16 protein-coding genes are annotated in these 17,365 nt (G+C 49.0%); 8 read left to right on the forward strand and 8 right to left on the reverse strand.

The genetic code is table 11. From position 1 onward, the window contains the following. Positions 1–84 precede the first annotated feature (84 nt). From MKA69_RS03060 to kefG, 3 genes are read right to left on the reverse strand one after another with little or no spacing between them, the layout of a single operon-like run. Positions 85–285, reverse strand: coding sequence for a YheV family putative zinc ribbon protein (locus MKA69_RS03060; protein WP_000810612.1), 201 nt, complete (start codon positions 283–285; stop codon positions 85–87). A gap of 9 nt (positions 286–294) precedes the next feature. Further along, positions 295–2,097: a glutathione-regulated potassium-efflux system protein KefB gene (gene kefB / locus MKA69_RS03065; RefSeq protein WP_055043507.1), complete on the reverse strand. Its 1,803-nt coding sequence runs from the start codon at positions 2,095–2,097 to the stop codon at positions 295–297. Continuing rightward, positions 2,078–2,668 (reverse strand): glutathione-regulated potassium-efflux system ancillary protein KefG, encoded by a 591-nt coding sequence (gene kefG, locus MKA69_RS03070; RefSeq protein ID WP_001245310.1) that lies wholly within the window; start codon positions 2,666–2,668, stop codon positions 2,078–2,080. Before kefG ends, kefB begins: the two co-directional genes overlap by 20 nt. 122 nt (positions 2,669–2,790) lie before the next feature. On the opposite strand from kefG, the gene MKA69_RS03075 reads away from it, so the two are divergent. From MKA69_RS03075 to crp, 6 genes are all read left to right on the forward strand, one after another. Further along, a complete protein-coding gene (locus MKA69_RS03075) occupies positions 2,791–4,707 on the forward strand; it encodes an ABC transporter ATP-binding protein (protein WP_305847480.1) in 1,917 nt (638 codons plus the stop codon). Continuing rightward, positions 4,708–5,193, forward strand: a complete 486-nt coding sequence (locus MKA69_RS03080) for a TIGR02444 family protein (RefSeq protein ID WP_305847481.1) — start codon at positions 4,708–4,710, stop codon at positions 5,191–5,193. It begins immediately after the preceding gene. Continuing rightward, positions 5,190–6,179 carry a hydrolase gene (locus tag MKA69_RS03085; protein WP_305847482.1) on the forward strand — a complete coding sequence of 330 codons (990 nt, stop codon included), beginning with the start codon at positions 5,190–5,192 and terminating at the stop codon, positions 6,177–6,179. Before MKA69_RS03080 ends, MKA69_RS03085 begins: the two co-directional genes overlap by 4 nt. Before the next feature lie 108 nt (positions 6,180–6,287). Further along, positions 6,288–6,497 carry a YheU family protein gene (locus tag MKA69_RS03090; RefSeq protein ID WP_000586572.1) on the forward strand — a complete coding sequence of 70 codons (210 nt, stop codon included), beginning with the start codon at positions 6,288–6,290 and terminating at the stop codon, positions 6,495–6,497. Between the two features lie 94 nt (positions 6,498–6,591). Next, positions 6,592–7,461 carry a phosphoribulokinase gene (locus tag MKA69_RS03095; RefSeq protein WP_001274669.1) on the forward strand — a complete coding sequence of 290 codons (870 nt, stop codon included), beginning with the start codon at positions 6,592–6,594 and terminating at the stop codon, positions 7,459–7,461. A 242-nt stretch (positions 7,462–7,703) separates the two neighbouring features. Further along, positions 7,704–8,336 (forward strand): cAMP-activated global transcriptional regulator CRP, encoded by a 633-nt coding sequence (gene crp / locus MKA69_RS03100; protein WP_000242749.1) that lies wholly within the window; start codon positions 7,704–7,706, stop codon positions 8,334–8,336. A gap of 62 nt (positions 8,337–8,398) precedes the next feature. Here the strand turns inward: crp and MKA69_RS03105 are convergent, their stop codons facing one another. The 5 genes from MKA69_RS03105 to MKA69_RS03125 form a co-directional block, all read right to left on the reverse strand. Continuing rightward, on the reverse strand, positions 8,399–9,190 hold the full coding sequence (locus MKA69_RS03105) for a DUF1338 domain-containing protein (protein ID WP_055030908.1): 792 nt from the start codon (positions 9,188–9,190) through the stop codon (positions 8,399–8,401). 147 nt (positions 9,191–9,337) lie between these two features. Beyond that, positions 9,338–10,795 carry a succinylglutamate-semialdehyde dehydrogenase gene (gene astD, locus MKA69_RS03110; protein ID WP_305847483.1) on the reverse strand — a complete coding sequence of 486 codons (1,458 nt, stop codon included), beginning with the start codon at positions 10,793–10,795 and terminating at the stop codon, positions 9,338–9,340. 9 nt (positions 10,796–10,804) lie between these two features. Then, complete coding sequence (gene astA, locus MKA69_RS03115) at positions 10,805–11,824, reverse strand: arginine N-succinyltransferase (RefSeq protein ID WP_000962038.1); 1,020 nt, start codon at positions 11,822–11,824, stop codon at positions 10,805–10,807. Positions 11,825–11,955: 131 nt separating this feature from the next. Then, positions 11,956–13,167 (reverse strand): aspartate aminotransferase family protein, encoded by a 1,212-nt coding sequence (locus tag MKA69_RS03120; RefSeq protein ID WP_000215473.1) that lies wholly within the window; start codon positions 13,165–13,167, stop codon positions 11,956–11,958. Between the two features lie 395 nt (positions 13,168–13,562). Continuing rightward, positions 13,563–14,141 carry an aminodeoxychorismate/anthranilate synthase component II gene (locus MKA69_RS03125; protein WP_055029212.1) on the reverse strand — a complete coding sequence of 193 codons (579 nt, stop codon included), beginning with the start codon at positions 14,139–14,141 and terminating at the stop codon, positions 13,563–13,565. Between the two features lie 301 nt (positions 14,142–14,442). Between MKA69_RS03125 and MKA69_RS03130 the strand changes: the two genes are divergently transcribed. Continuing rightward, positions 14,443–15,714 (forward strand): NAD(P)/FAD-dependent oxidoreductase, encoded by a 1,272-nt coding sequence (locus tag MKA69_RS03130; protein WP_305847484.1) that lies wholly within the window; start codon positions 14,443–14,445, stop codon positions 15,712–15,714. A gap of 207 nt (positions 15,715–15,921) precedes the next feature. Next, positions 15,922–17,334 carry a 30S ribosomal protein S12 methylthiotransferase RimO gene (gene rimO, locus MKA69_RS03135; protein ID WP_305847485.1) on the forward strand — a complete coding sequence of 471 codons (1,413 nt, stop codon included), beginning with the start codon at positions 15,922–15,924 and terminating at the stop codon, positions 17,332–17,334. The last annotated feature ends 31 nt before the right edge of the window (positions 17,335–17,365 follow it).

Consider the following 17,365-nt stretch of genomic DNA (forward strand, 5'->3'; position numbering starts at 1 on the left):
CCAGGGAGGTTGTCTCTTCGTCGTCAAATACGAACCAAGAGAGGAATGTTGCCGATATTATGAAGATCATGCGCAGAAACTCAATTACTCTGGCTTAAAAATCCCGATCATCTGTTGATTGGCATGCTGACTCTGCTCGACGGACTTGGGTTTACGCTGTTCATGGAACCCACATTCGACGCACTCAACCAACTCAATGCTGTTCTCCATCCACCATTGCAAGGCATCTGCCGTTTTACACTGAGGGCAAGTTGCTCCGGCAATAAAACGTTTTTTCTGTTTCACGAGATTGTACTACTCCTTTTCCCAATACTGGCGCGAGAGCTGATCACTATCCATCTCCCGATTGAATATCTCTTCAAGTTCGGTACGCGCTTCTTTGGCACGTAATTCCAGTTGTTTATCTTCATTATGTTGCGGTAGCAATTCTTTGAGCATAGTCTTATCCAGACGATGAAAATGCTCTTCGGCACGTTTCGCTTGATAAGGATGCATCCCCAATTGGATAAGGGCTTTTCGCCCCAAATCGAGTGCGCTCAAGAAAGTTTCTCGGGTGTAATTTTGTACGCCAAGACTCATTAATTGATAAGCTTCAACTCGGCTGCGAGCACGCGCGAGTAGTTTGAGCTTGGGGAAATGATGTTGGCACAGCTCCACAATTTTGATCACTTGCTCTGGGTCATCGGTACAAATCACTAAAGCTTCAGCCTGTTCAATGCCTGCAGCACGCAATAACTCAATATTGCTCGCATCGCCATAGAAAACTTTATAGCCATACTTACGCAGCAACCGTACTTGGCTAGCATCGCTTTCCAAAATGGTCACTTTGATTTTGTTGGCGTACAGCAAACGACCGACAATCTGCCCAAAACGGCCAAAGCCGACGATGATGACACGCGGCTCTTTGTTTTCTACATCGGGCGTGAGAGGCGCTTCTTCGGTATTGAGTTGGCGGGCAAACCAGTGTTTTTGAGCGCTGAGTAGTAAAGGCGTGGTCACCATAGACAAACTGACCACCACCAACAAAAAGGAGACTTGCGCATGGTTCAACAAGCCTTCCGTGTTGGCGGCAGTAAAGATCACGAAGGCGAATTCCCCCCCTTGGCTTAAAATCGCTGCCATTTTGCTGCGTGCTTTAGCCACCGTTCCAGAGAGCCGAGCCAGTAGATATAAGATCAGCCCTTTGACGATCACCAAACCCAGCACTGCCAACATAATTTGCAGCGGCTTGACGAGTAACAGCCCAACATCTACCGCCATACCGACCGAAATAAAAAACAGTCCTAGTAGCAGTCCTTTAAAGGGATCGATCGCAATTTCTAATTCGTGGCGAAACTCACTTTCCGCAAGGATCACGCCCGCCAAAAAAGTGCCAAGAGCCATGGAAAGACCGAGGTTTTGCATCATCAAGGCAATGCCCACTACCAGCAGTAAAGCCGCGACAGTAAACAGTTCACGCACTCCGCTCAACGCGATGTACCGAAACAGCGGATTCAGTAAAAAATGCCCACCCAGCAATAAAGCGGCGATCCCGCCCATCATCCAGAGTGCACTCAGCCAATCACCACTGCTGTTACCAGCAAGAACCGGTAGCAAAGCTAACATGGGAATTACCGCTATATCTTGAAACAGCAACACCGCAAACCCAGACTGCCCGGCCTCAGTACGTGTCAATTCATGCTCTTCAATGACGCGCAGTGCAATGGCCGTGGAAGAAAGCGCCAGCCCCATACCGACCACTAATGCGCTTTGCCAACTCAAGCCAAGCAAATGTGCCGCGCTGGCCAGTACAGCGGTCGTTACCACCACCTGCGCGCCACCTAAACCTAAAATAGGCCCACGCAAATTCCACAGTTTTTTCGGGTTCAGTTCTAAGCCAATCAAAAACAGCAGCAGCACCACCCCAAATTCGGCAAAGTGCATGATGGCTTCCACATCACGAATTAAGCCCAATCCCCATGGACCAATCGCAACACCTGCGAGCAAATAACCCAATACGGTTCCTAAGCCAGCGCGCTGTGCAATAGGCACTGCAATCACCGCCGCGGCAAGAAACACGACACTACTGCTGAGAAAATCACTGGTCAGTGGCGTCATCGGACTCTCCTTGCCAGTGGGCGATCTCTTGTAACCATTGCCGATAACGCTTTGCATGTTGCGCACGCTCTTCATCACTGATGTTGCGTGACCAATACAGCACCAAAGGCTCGACCCAGTGCATCTGACACAAAGCGGCACTGAGTTCAAACGGCTGTAGGATTTCATTCAGCGGGTAACGGTTATAACCACGTTGATCATAAGCGGTATGGTTACCGCCGGTGGTGATCACGCTGCGCCACAATTTACCTTTCAGTTCACTATGCTTGCCAAACGCAAAGCCTTTGCTCAGCACGCGATCGATCCACTCTTTTAAGAGCGCAGGGCAGGAATACATATACAGCGGATGCTGCAAAACCAGCACATCATGCTCACGCAGGCGTTGCTGTTCGACATGCACATCAATAAAAAAATTGGGGTAAGTGGCGTAGAGGTCGACAATCGAGACATGCTCTAAATCCGCAATGTGTTCAATCATCACCTGATTGGCAACGGAGTGTTGCGGATCGGGGTGCGCATACACCACCAACACTTTGGCTTTGGTTTGCTCTCGGTTGACCAAGTTGCGCACTCCGCTTATTTGTTACTAATCCGTTACTCAGCATCATAACCCAATTTGTATAATGATCGACATTTATCCTTATTCCTCCTACTATTCCGGGCGAAAATTCAACGGGCGATAAAACGATTTTTATGATTACCTTTTCTGAGATTCAGCTACTGCGCGGCGGCAAACCACTCCTTGAGCAAGCTTCGGCAACCATCCATCCCGGCGATAAAGTCGGCTTAGTGGGCAAAAACGGCTGTGGTAAATCCACCTTATTTGCCTTGCTGAAAGATGAACTCACCATCGATGCCGGCTCTTTCAGCAAACCCGCCTACTGGGAGCTGGCTTGGGTAGCGCAGGAAACACCGGCGCTGGATCGCACAGCATTGGAATACGTCATCGATGGCGATCGCGAATATCGCGAATTAGAACGCCAATTGATGGATGCAGAAGCAGCCGACAATGGTACCAAAGTGGCCGAACTGCATGGCAAAATCGAGATGGTCGGTGGTTACAGCATTCGCGCCCGCGCCTCAGAACTGCTTGACGGTTTAGGCTTTACTCAAGAACAGATGAGCTGGAGTCTGACCCAATTTTCTGGTGGTTGGCGCATGCGTCTGAACTTGGCACAAGCACTGATTTGTCGCTCAGATTTACTGCTGCTCGACGAACCGACCAACCACTTGGATTTGGATGCCGTGATGTGGCTGGAGCGTTGGCTGCAAAGCTACCCCGGCACGCTAATCTTGATTTCGCATGACCGCGATTTCCTCGATCCGATCGTCAATCGCATTGTGCATATTGAAAATCAGACGCTGAACGAATACACGGGGAACTACTCGTCGTTTGAAACTCAGCGCGCGCAAAAAATGCTTCAGCAACAAGCCATCTATCAAAAACAACAAAAGCAGATGGCACACATGCAAAGCTACATTGATCGCTTCCGCTATAAAGCGTCGAAAGCTCGCCAAGCACAAAGTCGGATCAAAGCACTGGAACGGATGGAAAAAGTGCTGCCTGCACAGTTTGATAACCCATTCAGTTTTGAATTTCGTGAACCTGCAGCACTGCCGAACCCAATCCTGATGATGGATCAGGTCGCGGCGGGCTACGGCGATAACTTAATCCTTGAGAAGATCCGCCTCAATCTGGTGCCGGGCAGTCGTATCGGCCTACTGGGTCGTAACGGCGCAGGTAAATCCACCTTGATCAAACTGCTCTCGGGTGAGCTCAAACCACAATCGGGTGACTGCACTTACTCGCAAGGGGTGAAAATTGGTTACTTTGCGCAGCATCAGTTGGAAACACTGCATCCGGAAGAGACGCCGCTGCAACACATGATGCAAATCGCGCCAGACAAAAATGAGCTCGAACTGCGTAACTACTTAGGCAGCTTTGGTTTCCATGGTGAGAAAGCACTCGAAAAAGTCGCGCCCTTCTCGGGTGGTGAAAAGGCCCGTTTAGTGCTGGCGCTGATTGTGTGGCAAAAGCCCAACTTACTGCTGCTTGACGAACCCACCAACCATCTGGATTTGGACATGCGTCAAGCACTGACCCTTGCGCTACAAAGCTATGAAGGGGCGATGGTGATCGTCAGCCACGATCGCTATTTGCTGCGTGCCACAACCGATGATCTCTATTTAGTGCATGATCACCAAGTCGGCCCGTTTGATGGTGACTTAAATGACTACTACAAATGGCTCACCGATCAACAAAAAGCTGAACGCAAAGAGGCACAACCAAGCAATACTGTAAACAACACCAACAGTGCTGCCGCGAAAAAAGAGCAAAAGCGCCGTGAAGCAGATTTTCGTAAGTTCACTGCGCCAATTCGCAAAAAGCTGACACAGTTAGAAGAGAAACTCGATAAGTTGAACCACGTCATCAGTGAGATGGAAGCGCAATTGTCGGATACCTCACTGTACGAAGCACAGAATAAAGCGACACTGACTGAGGTGTTGGCGAAACAAGCCGCCGCCAAATCCGAGCTAGAGCAAGTCGAGCTAGAATGGATGGCCGAGCAGGAAACCTTGGAAGAGATGGAACAGGAGTTCAACGGTTAAATGAGTGATGAGCACGTCAAACCAAGATTAACACTGGAAAGACTCTGGCAATTCAGCTTGCAGTATTACAGTGTGCGCGAGGTGAAAGAGGCGTGCTTACGATTGCAAAATAGCCATCACGGCAATGTTAATCTGCTGCTGTTACTCAAATGGCTAGATGAACAGCAGCTCACCTTAACCGAAGCCGACTGGCCAACCGTGCTCGAATGTCTCAATCAATCAGAAACACTGTTGCACAGCTTTCGTGATTTACGACGTCGGCTTAAAACCCATCTGCCAGATACGCTTTATCGCGAAGCGCTGCAGTTTGAACTGCAACTGGAAAAGCAGCAGCAAGCGGATTTGGTTGACTGTCTCAATCGTTTAACACTCTATCCCTCGCAAGCGCTACCACTCACTCAGCAATACTGTAAAATGCTTGGCGCTGAATACTTAGCCGAGCTTTTTTCTGCTCCGCACTGTGAACCCGACAACTCAAAATCATGACTCCATTTATCGCTGCCAAGGGGCTTGCTAATCCCCACTTACAAACGCTGTTGCCACGCTTGCTGCGTAAGCAGCCATTGTTTAGTGCCGAATGGCAAACGCTATTCACTCCGGATGGTGACTTTCTTGATCTGGCTTGGAGCGAAGATTGGCGCACACCACACGCCCAGCGTAAACCGCTGTTTGTGTTGTTCCACGGCCTAGAAGGTAGCTTTAAAAGCCCTTACGCGAACGGCTTGATGTACGCCTTTGCACGGCAAGGTTGGCTCTCCGTCATGATGCACTTTCGCGGCTGCAGCGGCAAACCCAACCATTTAGCGCGCGCTTACCACTCCGGTGAAACGGGTGATGCGCGTTTTGTGTTGGAGTACCTACGTAAACAATTACCAGAGCGTCCGATCGTTGCCGTCGGTGTTTCACTCGGCGGCAACATGCTTGCTAACTACCTTGCGCAATATCGCGATGATCCTATCGTCAGTGCCGCCACTTTAGTTTCCGCACCACTGGATTTAGCCGCCTGCTCACAACGTATTGAGCAAGGTTTTTCTAAAGTGTATCGCGCATATTTACTCTCTTCTTTGAAGAAAAATGCCATCGCAAAATACTCACTACCAGAAAGCACCTTTCCCATTCGCCCAGAACGGATCCACGCGATTGCAAAACTGGCCGAGTTTGATGATGTGATCACCGCACCACTACACGGCTTTCAAGACGCCGCCGATTACTACCAGCAATGTTCGGGACTCAAGCAACTCACTCAGATCCGCGTCCCGACGCAGATCATCCACGCCAAAGACGATCCGTTTATGACCGAAGCCGTGATCCCCAATTTCACACTGCCTGCCAATATCGATTATCGTTTATTTGAGCATGGCGGGCATGTGGGCTTTCTTTGTGGCTCATGGCTAAAACCGCGCTTTTGGCTAGAGCAAACCCTGCCCGAATATTACGCCCATCTGCGTGATGACTTTCTGCATCAATCCTAACGCTCCCCTCTCCTTTTAATGCCGTATCATTTAAGGGGAAACGCTCACACGATTTGGAGTAAGCGCTTCGAATCGTGTTGAGAACCGTCATAAAATAAAGAGGTATTTATGATCATTCCATGGCAACAAATTGCGCCAGACACACTCGACAATTTGATCCGCGAGTTTGTACTGCGTGAAGGCACCGACTATGGTGATATTGAAATCTCGCTAGAGGAGAAAATCGCGCAAGTACGTACCCAGTTACAATCTGGGCAAGCTGTGATCGTCTATTCAGAATTGCATGAAACCGTCGATATTAAATGCCATCCGTTTTAGCCAAGCAGTGACGGCTTCATTTTCCGTGCTATAGTCATTTCCGGGTGGTGCCTGAGTTAGCACCAAAATCAAGGACTTAAGGACAAGGTTTGTCATGTCAGCCAAACATCCGATTATTGCGGTGACGGGTTCTTCCGGCGCCGGTACTACAACCACCTCTGAAGCCTTTCGCAAGATGTTCAATATGATGAGCATCAAGCCTGCTTGGGTTGAGGGGGACAGTTTTCATCGCTTCACTCGTCCAGAAATGGATGTAGAAATCCGCAAGGCGCGCGAGCAAGGTCGCCATATCAGTTACTTTGGTCCCCAAGCCAACGATTTCCCAACCCTTGAAGAATTCTTCCGCCAATACGGAAAAGTAGGCACCGGCCAAGTGCGCCGCTACTTACACACCTTTGATGAAGCAGTTCCGTATAACCAAATGCCCGGTACGTTTACGCCTTGGCAATCACTGCCCGAAAACTCAGATGTGCTGTTTTATGAAGGCTTGCACGGCGGCGTGGTCGATGGTGATGTCAATGTTGCACAACACGTCGACTTTTTGATTGGTATGGTGCCGATTGTTAACCTTGAGTGGATTCAGAAATACGTACGTGATACGCGCGACCGCGGCCATTCACGTGAAGCGGTGATGGATTCCATCGTCCGTTCAATGGACGACTACCTCAAATTCATCACCCCACAGTTTTCACGCACCCACATTAACTTTCAGCGTGTGCCCACGGTCGATACCTCGAACCCACTCAACGCCAAAGGTATTCCGACATTGGATGAGAGTTTTGTGGTGATCCGTTTTCGTGGGATCAAAAACGTCGATTTCCCATACTTGTTGGCGATGATTGATGGCTCATTCATGTCACGCCATAACACCATTGTTGTCCCCGGCGGCAAAATGAGTTTTGCGATGGATTTGATTGTGCGCCCACTGCTGCAACAATTGATTGAAACGGGGAAAATTGGCTAGATCCGACCAGTTATGAATGCTTACTTTTCATACCGTGATCATGTGCACAGTTTTGCGTAGCAAATCAGACTAGTGACACGATTAAAATCAAGAAATCGTTTCCGAAAAAGGATACTATTCTTAACCGAAACACAAGAGAGCTTGCAGCGTTGGGTAACACCTCTTATTCTAGTAAGCCCAATTGAGGCTTCGCTAAAATATGGATAGCGGCAAGCGTACCCTGCAGAGGAAGTGAGATTATTATGGTTCTAGGTAAACCTCAAACCGATCCAACACTAGAGTGGTTTCTTTCACATTGTCACATTCATAAGTACCCATCAAAAAGCACGTTGATCCACGCCGGTGAAAAAGCGGAAACGCTGTACTACATCGTGAAAGGTTCAGTGGCGGTACTGATTAAAGATGAAGAAGGTAAAGAGATGATCCTCTCTTACCTGAACCAAGGTGATTTTATCGGTGAACTTGGCTTGTTTGAAGAAGGCCAAGAACGTACCGCTTGGGTTCGTGCTAAAACACCTTGTGAAGTGGCTGAAATCTCATTTAAGAAATTCCGTCAATTGATCCAAGTAAACCCAGATATCTTGATGCGCCTTTCAGGTCAAATGGCTCGTCGTCTGCAAGTGACCAGCCAGAAAGTTGGCGACCTTGCGTTCCTAGACGTAACGGGCCGTATCGCTCAAACTCTGCTGAACCTTGCGCGTCAGCCAGATGCGATGACTCACCCTGACGGCATGCAAATCAAGATCACTCGTCAAGAGATCGGTCAAATTGTTGGCTGTTCTCGTGAAACCGTTGGTCGCATCCTGAAGATGTTGGAAGAGCAGAACCTGATCTCTGCCCACGGTAAAACCATCGTGGTTTACGGCACTCGCTAAGCATTCCCGATAAAAAATAGCCACCCTGCGGTGGCTATTTTTATTTGTACGAGGCGCTAAATTTAGCGGTTCGTGCTTTCAAAAATCTTATCTGCTGAGGCTTCGACAAATCCGGGATAAAGCTGACCATTCGCCATTGGATAGCGTTTAGCGAATTCATAGAAACCACCGGGAATCATTTCTGCACCTTCGTTAAAACGCACTAACACTTTATCTGCCATGGTGGAGGATTGCTCCAGTAGAACCTCTGGCGAACCTTTCACTTCACCACCGGATTCATTGATGCTAAAGCCATGCTGGCGCAGATGGTCATTGACCTGTTTCACTTCATGTAGCGCGTTGAGCTGATTCACGCTGACTGTAAAGTGGTTTGCACCATAGCCGTGCGCCGCAAGCCAAGCTGCGTATTCACTCTCTTTGGCCAACGTAAGATAATCAGCATGGCTTAAGCTCCATAAACGGCCGCCATACAGAAAACCCTCTCCCGCTAAAGCCGTGGCATCCACCTGTGCAACCAACTTCGCCACTATCGCTTGCAATTCAGGCGAGCACTCTTCCACTTTCAGTTCACTGATGAAGACTTTTGGTTGTAAAGGGTCAGGGTGCTCAAAATGTTTGGCGGCCAACTTTTTACTTTTGAATTCATACTCACCACACGGCTGATAGCCTAGTGCCAAAAATGGCTTTGCCAACGTCTCTAATCCTAGTGGCGCAACATTAAAGGTACGCAGTGCGATATGATCATTAATCAGAGCCTCATCCTCTTGTAAGAGTTGATGCACCTTCTCTGCCGACGGGCAGAGGCGCTCAATATAATCATTCCAGAGCGATTGAAATAAAGCGGTTGGCGTCATAACGCCTCCTTGTTAATCCAGTGACCAGCAAACGAATTCATTCTAAGTTTAGGTGCAGCGCAAGACTCCCAACGCTGACACGATTAAGCGTTCAACCTGTGACGAAAAAGTGCCTACTTGGCTGAGCAGGCACAAAATAAATTATGATTAAAGTTCAATTCCTGGGCTCAAGGTGGCGGGCAACTGAGTTGCCTCCCCTTCCATAGAAGCCATCGGGTAAGCGCAATAATCAGCAGCATAGAAAGCGCTAGGGCGTAAGTTGCCCGACGCTCCTGGGCCACCAAACGGTGCATCACCACTGGCTCCGGTTAATTGGCGGTTACGATTGACGATGCCCGCACGAATATGATCGACAAAGTAATCCCACTCGTCATCGTCAGTCGAGACGAGTCCGGCGGATAAGCCAAAGCGGGTGTCATTAGCAAGCTCGACCGCTTGCGCCAAGGTTTGGTAACGCACCACTTGCAGCAAAGGCCCGAAATATTCATCATCCGGTAAAAACTCAATCGCGGTAACATCGATGATGGCCGGAGTGATAAACGCCGCATGCAAAGCGCGAGCTTCAAGCAGACTTTTACCGCCTAACGCTTGTAGATGGGATTGCGCATTGAGGATCGCTTGTGCCGCAGCCTCAGAAACTAACGGCCCCATAAAGGGTGCCGGTTCAGCAAATGGCTGATCAATGCGCAGCTTAGCCGTCACAGATACCAATCTTTCGAGCAGCGCATCGCCTTTCGTCCCGCTCGGGACATACAAGCGGCGCGCACAGGTGCAACGCTGGCCACTGCTGATAAACGCCGATTGAATAATGGTGTAAACCGTCGCATCCAGATCGCCATAGTGCTCTGAAATCAACATCGGATTGTTGCCGCCCATTTCCAGTGCCAGCATTTTGTCCGGCTGACCAGCAAATTGCCGATGCAGCAGATGCCCCGTATTCGCACTACCGGTAAACAGCAAACCATCTATCCCGCGTGATTGCGCTAGTGCGATTCCTGTTTCTTTTGAGCCTTGTACTAGATTGATGACGCCAGCAGGCAAGCCAGCCTGTTGCCACAAGCGCATCAACACTTCCCCCGTCCACGGGGTTTGTTCAGAAGGCTTAAACACCACGGTATTGCCCGCCAGCAGAGCAGGCACTATGTGTCCATTCGGCAAATGGCCGGGGAAGTTATACGGCCCGAACACCGCCATTACGCCCAGAGGACGATGACGTAATACCAGTTGATTACCCGCCGCTTCACGCACGGTTTCACCGGTACGCTCATGATAAGCACGAATCGAAATTGCGATTTTTCCAGCAATTGAAGCCGCTTCCGTGCGCGTTTCCCACAAAGGCTTCCCCGTCTCTTTAGCAATCACTTGCGCAATCTGTTCGCTGTTGGCTTTCACCAATTCCGCAAAAGCCAGCACCTTCTGTTCACGTTCGGCAAATGGGCATTTTTTCCAGTCCACGAATGCTCGGCGAGCAGCATTCACCGCCGCTTCCACTTGCTCGCCACTGGCGCTGTTTCCTTGCCATAAAAGCTCATGGCTATAAGGGGTATGCGATTCTAGCTTGTCACCCGTACCCGCAACCCATTCACCGGCTATCCAATGTGTCATGGTTATCCCCTACTGCGCCAAAATCCGTAAATAATCTCCCGTGCTCACTTCTAATGCTGCTGCCACTTTGGGAGAGATGATCACCACGTTCTCTTCTTGGCTGTATGCGGCCTTGGCGGCGGTAGCACGGAAGTTTTCAAACGAGGTGTTACACATAATAAAATTCTGCGAACTTGAGTGCTCCGCCACTTCGACAATCGCACGCACCGAGTGACGCACCGATTCGATATTACTCAGCTCACATTCAACGGTTGGGCCTGCATCAAAAATGTCGACATAATTGCGGCAGGTGAAGCCCTCTTTCTCAAGCAATACCAAGGCTGGCCGCGTGTTTTCATGCACTTGCCCTATCACGGCTTGCGCTTCTTTACTCAACAAGTTGACGTAAATTGGCAATTTAGGCATCAAGTCAGCAATAAACCCTTTCTTACCGATCCCTGTGAGATAGTCGGCCAAAGTAAAATCGATTGAGAAAAAGTGCTCTTGCAGCCATTTCCAGAATGGCGAGTTACCATCGGCATCCGAAACGCCACGCATCTCGGCAAAAATGGTTTTTGAAAAGCGATGCGGGTGTTCTGCCATCATCAAAAAACGGCATTTCGACATTAAACGTCCATTCAAGCCTTGGCGAAACTGTGGGCGCAAAAACAGAGTGCAGATTTCGCTACATCCGGTGTAGTTGTTACCAAACGTCAGCAACTTCACCACATTGTTGACGCCCAATTTGGGCGAAGAGTGCACTATGGTACTGATGTGATAGGAATAAAACGGCACATCCCAACCAATAGAAGCTTCAATACCCGTGGTACCCGCTACTTGTCCGGTTTCGCTATCCACTCCCACCATCAAATAGCCTTCATCGCCCGGCGCGGTGACACTCGGTTTAATGAAGCTGTACTCTGAATGGGTAATGCGATTGGTCAGTAGCTCTTGATCTACAGGTAATGAGGTGAAGCCATGACCAGACTCGACAGCGCAAGTATGCAACGCCTCGTAGTCAGCCAGGCTAATCGGACGAACAACCAGCATCTTTACTCCCTCCCGATGCGTATTCTCCACATTAGGGCGAACCGATGTCTCCGTTCACCCTAATGCAGTCAGTGATAGCGACGAACCTCCGTGGTTCATCATTTAGAGCTTGGGCAACAAGCTCGTGGCTATCACATCAGTGTGGCGATCGCTTTGTCTAAGCGAGCCATACCTTCTTCTATTTCTTGTTGGCTGATGATAAGTGACGGAGTGAAACGAACTACACTCGCCCCCGCCACCAACACCATCAAACCTTGCTTGCCTGCGGCAACCAGAATGTCACGCGCACGGCCTTGCCATTCATCGTTGAGTGCCGCGCCAAGCAATAAGCCTTTACCGCGGATCTCTTTGAAAATATGGTACTTATCATTGAGCTTGGAGAGCTCTGCGCGCATCCACTGCTCACGCTGCTTCACACCGGCGAGAATTTCCGGCTGAGCGACGAAATCCACCACGGCTTCTGCCACGGCGCACGCCAATGGGTTACCGCCATAAGTCGAGCCGTGCACGCCGACTTTCATGTGCTCAGCAACTTTCGCAGTGGTCAACATGGCGCCGATCGGGAAACCACCACCGAGTGATTTCGCGGTCGCCAGAATATCTGGCGTCACACCAATCCCTTGGTAAGCATAGAAATCACCAGTACGGCCATTCCCCGTCTGCACTTCATCAAAAATCAGTAGCGCATTGTGTTTGTCACACAGCTCACGTACGGCTTGAACAAATTCAGCACTCGGAGAAACAATACCGCCCTCACCTTGCAGCGGCTCCATCATCACAGCACAAGTGCGATCCGAAATCTGCGCTTGCAGTGCAGCCAGATCGTTATAAGGCAGGTGCACGATATCGCCCGGTTTAGGACCAAAACCATCGGAATAAGTGGCTTGGCCACCAACTGACACGGTAAAGAAAGTACGACCGTGGAAACCTTGATTAAAGGCAATAATCTCTGATTTCTCAGGACCATACACATCAGCTGCATAACGGCGTGCCAGTTTGAGCGCCGCTTCGTTGGCTTCAGCACCAGAGTTCGCAAAAAAGACCTTTTCAGCGAAACTCACCTGAGTCAGTTTTTTCGCCAAACGCAGTGCTGGCTCGTTAGTCATTACGTTGCTTAAATGCCACAGCTTATTGGCTTGGGTGGTCAGCGCTTGCACCATCACAGGATGGCAATGCCCCAAGCAGCTCACCGCAATACCACCTGCAAAATCGATGTATTCGTGACCCTGCTGATCCCAAATACGTGACCCAAAACCTTTTACCGGAATAAACTCCATCGGGTTGTAACAAGGCACCATCACCTCATCAAACGAACCACGATCCACACTCATTTCCACCGTCATTCCCATTCCCTCTCGATACCGCATGCTCTGAGATAAGCGATTCTTCCACAAAATGGCTCTGTGTTAGATTATGAATTTCCTTAAATCATTTGCAGCATTGTATTTACATTTATTTAACCATTTCAATGGTGGATTATCTCGTATGTACAGGACAATGCCATAAACACCACACCACGAACGAGTATTTATGCAACAAAACAGATTAATTATGAAGTGATTTTTATAAGGAAATAAGAAATGAATGGATGAGGTAGGAAAATCAAGGACTGGCAAAGACAGCACAATTCACTATGAATAAGCGTAAAAACTTGCCAATCACAGATAAATATTTGATAGAAAGCGAAAAAAGTGATCGCGGTCAGAATCACTCAAACGGTACTTTGCGTGCAAAATGCTTAGCGGCGTAAAAAATTAGCGAGCAATTGGTGACCTTGCTCAGTCTTAATTGACTCAGGGTGAAACTGCACGGCCTCAAGCGCTAAAGTTTTATGTTGGAAGCCCATGATTTCATCAATGCGGCCATCACTGAGCTCAGTCCATGCGGTCAACTCAAAGCACTCAGGCAGAGTGTCATTTTTCACTACTAAGGAATGGTAACGCGTCACCGTTAGCGGGTTATTCAATCCGCTAAATAAGCCTTGCCCCGTATGACGAATGGGTGAGGTTTTGCCGTGCATCACTTGCCGAGCACGTACCACTTGCCCACCAAATGCTTGGGCAATGGCTTGATGCCCTAAACAAACGCCAAGGATGGGCAGTTGTCCTGCAAATGCTTCAATCGCCGCGAGTGAGATCCCCGCTTCATTAGGCGTGCATGGTCCCGGAGAAATCACCAAATGTGTCGGAGCCAGAGCACGGATCCCATCCAGATCGATCTCATCATTGCGCACCACTTTAACCTGCGCCCCTAACTCACAAAAGTATTGGTACAAGTTGTAGGTGAATGAATCGTAGTTATCGATCATCAGTAGCATAAGCATCCTTCTTGGTGACGGGAAATCAGTGGCATTCTACGAATCTCACCCACACTTTCAATCTAAACCTCCTCATCGCCCCCAACAGCTCTGCTGAAATTTCATTGATTACTAAAGGAAAATATGAAATCAATCACACATAAAACATTAAATAGCCACCTACACTTTAAGTCACTTGATGCTGTCGAAATGACGGAACTCACTGATCTGCATTTTCTTTATGGCGACCTGGCTAATATCGACTAGCATTAATTTAGTCTTAACTAATATAGATAAGTCTTAAATCCATTAGGGGGCAACCATGAAAAGAACCATAGTGATCGGTGCAGGCTTAGGGGGGATGTCAGTCGTTTACGAGTTACGACAAAAACTCCCAAAAGATCATGAAGTCATCTTGATCAATGAACACAACGAGTTTCACTTTATTCCTTCCAACCCTTGGGTTGCCTTGGGAGAAAGAACCAAAGAACAAGTCGTTTTGGATCTCACGCCTTACGCTAAAAAATTCAAAATCCCTTTTAACCCATCAGGGGTCACGCAAATCTTACCCGATGAAAAAACCCTACTCGCGGGTGATGGTACCCACTATAGTTACGACTACTTAGTCATCTGCACAGGCCCTAAACTGGCCTTTGAAACCGTTCCGGGAGCAGGACCAGAAACGGGATATACTCAATCAATCTGCACGGTGGATCATGCCGTAAAAGCCTATGAAGCTTACCAAGCGTTAATCGAAAACCCCGGTCCGGTATTGGTTGGGGCGATGCAAGGCGCGAGCTGCTTTGGTCCTGCGTACGAATATATTCTCACCTTAGAGAGTCAACTGCGTAAACTGAAAATCCGCGACAAAGTTCCAATCACCTTTGTCACGAGCGAACCGTATGTCGGCCATATGGGGTTGGGTGGCGTCGGCGACTCGAAAGCACTGATGGAACATGAGTTCCGTGACCGTGGTATCAAATGGATTTGCAACGCTCGAACCACCAGCTTCGATCCCGATACCGCGCATTTTGAGGAGCTAAACCGCAAAGGCGAAGTGGATTTTGAACACCATCTACCCTTCAAAATGGCGATGTTCTTGCCGCCTTTCAAAGGCTCACCCGCGATTGCGGCGGTGCCGAAACTGTGTAACCCGAAAGGTTTTGTCTTCACTGATGAGTTCCAATGTAACCCTACCTACCGCGATATTTTTGCCGCTGGGGTTTGCGTTGCCATTCCTCCGTTAGAAGAAACGCCAGTCCCTGTCGGCGCGCCCAAAACCGGCTTTATGATTGAATCCATGACCACCAGTATTGTGGAGAATATTCTCAGCTTGGAAAGAGGCGAACCGATGGCCACCCGCCCAACCCTGAATGCGGTGTGTCTTGCCGATATGGGCGATAAAGGTGCTGCGTTTGTGGCGCTACCACAAAATCCTCCACGCAATACTAACTGGACCTCGATGGGACAATGGGTACACATCGCGAAAATCGCCGTTGAAAAATACTTCATTTATAAGGTCAAACACGGGACTAGCGAGCCAATTTATGAAAAATACATCATGGGTGCGGTAGGAATTCATCGAACAAAATAGCAATGCGTTGTCCTCAACTTGAGGCGGCATTTCGCCGCCTCCTTTTTTGTCCGTTTTTTGTTCATTTTTTCCACTTCGCCTCTATTCAATTTTTTCTCGTCAGTTATAATTCGCCGACTTTTTAGACCCCGCTCACGTTCTCTGTTGCCTACGTTTGCAACATCGAATCAGCGGGCGAATAAACATAATTAGGTAGCACACAGAGCAATGACAGTTCAGACTTTTACGCCAAATCAAACCACGACTCTGGAAACGGCGAAAAAAACCATCGCAGAGCAAAGCCAAGGCAGCCAAACGACTGGCAATAAAATTGGTTTTGTTTCCTTAGGTTGCCCAAAAAACTTAGTGGACTCAGAACGCATTCTGACCCAACTGCGTACCGAAGGTTATGAGATCGTCAACAGCTACCACGATTCTGATGTGGTGATCGTCAACACCTGTGGTTTTATCGACAGTGCGGTACAAGAATCTCTGGATACCATTGGCGAAGCGTTGAAAGAAAATGGCAAAGTCATTGTGACCGGCTGCCTAGGTGCACGTGAGGATGAAATTCGCCAAGTACACCCGAACGTACTCGGTATTACAGGCCCACACGCTTATCAAAACGTGTTGGAGCATGTACACCAATACGCGCCAAAACCAGCGCACAACCCGTTTACCAGTCTAGTGCCTGATCACGGGGTAAAACTGACACCCAAGCATTACGCCTACCTAAAAATTTCTGAAGGTTGTAACCACCGTTGTACTTTCTGCATCATTCCATCAATGCGTGGTGACTTAGTCAGCCGCCCTGTAGGTGAAATTATTGGTGAAGCGGAACGCCTGAAAAACGCTGGCGTGAAAGAGCTGCTCGTGATCAGCCAAGACACCAGTGCTTACGGCGTGGATACCAAACACAGCCTAGGTTTTGCCAACGGTTCACCGGTGCGCCATAACATCAAAGCGCTCAGTGAAGAGCTGGGCAAGATGGGCATTTGGGTTCGTCTGCACTACGTTTACCCTTACCCACATGTGGATGAAATCATCCCATTGATGGCACAAGGAAAAGTGCTGCCTTACTTGGATATTCCATTCCAACACGCCAGCCCTCGTGTTCTGAAAATGATGAAGCGTCCGGGGCAAGCGGAGCGCACTTTAGAGCGCATCAAAAAATGGCGAGAGATCTGCCCAGAGCTCGTGATCCGCTCCACCTTTATCGTGGGCTTCCCGGGCGAAACCGAAGAAGATTTCCAAATCCTGCTGGATTGGCTGAAAGAAGCACAACTCGATCGCGTGGGCTGCTTTAAGTACTCGCCTGTTGAAGGCGCAGCAGCCAATGAGATTGAAGATCAGATCCCAGAAGACGTGAAACAAGATCGTTTCGAGCGCTTTATGCTAGTGCAGCAAGAGATCAGTGCTGCCAAACTGCAAAAACGCATCGGCAGCACCATGCAAGTGCTGATTGATGAAGTCGATGAAGAAGGCGCGATCGGCCGTACCTACGCGGATGCACCGGAGATCGATGGCTTGGTTTACCTCAACGGTGAAACCAACCTGAAACCGGGTGAATTGGTCAACGTTGTGATTGAACACGCCGATGAATATGACCTGTGGGGCAGCGTACTGCACGAAGCGCAGTAAGTTCCCCCCATCAAGGTAAGAAAGTAAAAAG

It is taken from the genome of Vibrio sp. AH4 (genome assembly GCF_030710545.1).
Lineage (GTDB): Bacteria > Pseudomonadota > Gammaproteobacteria > Enterobacterales > Vibrionaceae > Vibrio > Vibrio metoecus.

What these genes read in the sequence shown, in the direction of transcription:
- kefB (WP_055043507.1), bottom strand. Translation starts at nt 2,097, where the DNA reads ATGACGCCACTGACCAGTGATTTTCTCAGCAGTAGTGTCGTGTTTCTT.
- MKA69_RS03075 (WP_305847480.1), top strand. Translation starts at nt 2,791, where the DNA reads ATGATTACCTTTTCTGAGATTCAGCTACTGCGCGGCGGCAAACCACTC.
- MKA69_RS03080 (WP_305847481.1), top strand. Translation starts at nt 4,708, where the DNA reads ATGAGTGATGAGCACGTCAAACCAAGATTAACACTGGAAAGACTCTGG.
- MKA69_RS03085 (WP_305847482.1), top strand. Translation starts at nt 5,190, where the DNA reads ATGACTCCATTTATCGCTGCCAAGGGGCTTGCTAATCCCCACTTACAA.
- MKA69_RS03090 (WP_000586572.1), top strand. Translation starts at nt 6,288, where the DNA reads ATGATCATTCCATGGCAACAAATTGCGCCAGACACACTCGACAATTTG.
- MKA69_RS03095 (WP_001274669.1), top strand. Translation starts at nt 6,592, where the DNA reads ATGTCAGCCAAACATCCGATTATTGCGGTGACGGGTTCTTCCGGCGCC.
- crp (WP_000242749.1), top strand. Translation starts at nt 7,704, where the DNA reads ATGGTTCTAGGTAAACCTCAAACCGATCCAACACTAGAGTGGTTTCTT.
- MKA69_RS03105 (WP_055030908.1), bottom strand. Translation starts at nt 9,190, where the DNA reads ATGACGCCAACCGCTTTATTTCAATCGCTCTGGAATGATTATATTGAG.
- astD (WP_305847483.1), bottom strand. Translation starts at nt 10,795, where the DNA reads ATGACACATTGGATAGCCGGTGAATGGGTTGCGGGTACGGGTGACAAG.
- astA (WP_000962038.1), bottom strand. Translation starts at nt 11,824, where the DNA reads ATGCTGGTTGTTCGTCCGATTAGCCTGGCTGACTACGAGGCGTTGCAT.
- MKA69_RS03120 (WP_000215473.1), bottom strand. Translation starts at nt 13,167, where the DNA reads ATGACGGTGGAAATGAGTGTGGATCGTGGTTCGTTTGATGAGGTGATG.
- MKA69_RS03125 (WP_055029212.1), bottom strand. Translation starts at nt 14,141, where the DNA reads ATGCTACTGATGATCGATAACTACGATTCATTCACCTACAACTTGTAC.
- MKA69_RS03130 (WP_305847484.1), top strand. Translation starts at nt 14,443, where the DNA reads ATGAAAAGAACCATAGTGATCGGTGCAGGCTTAGGGGGGATGTCAGTC.
- rimO (WP_305847485.1), top strand. Translation starts at nt 15,922, where the DNA reads ATGACAGTTCAGACTTTTACGCCAAATCAAACCACGACTCTGGAAACG.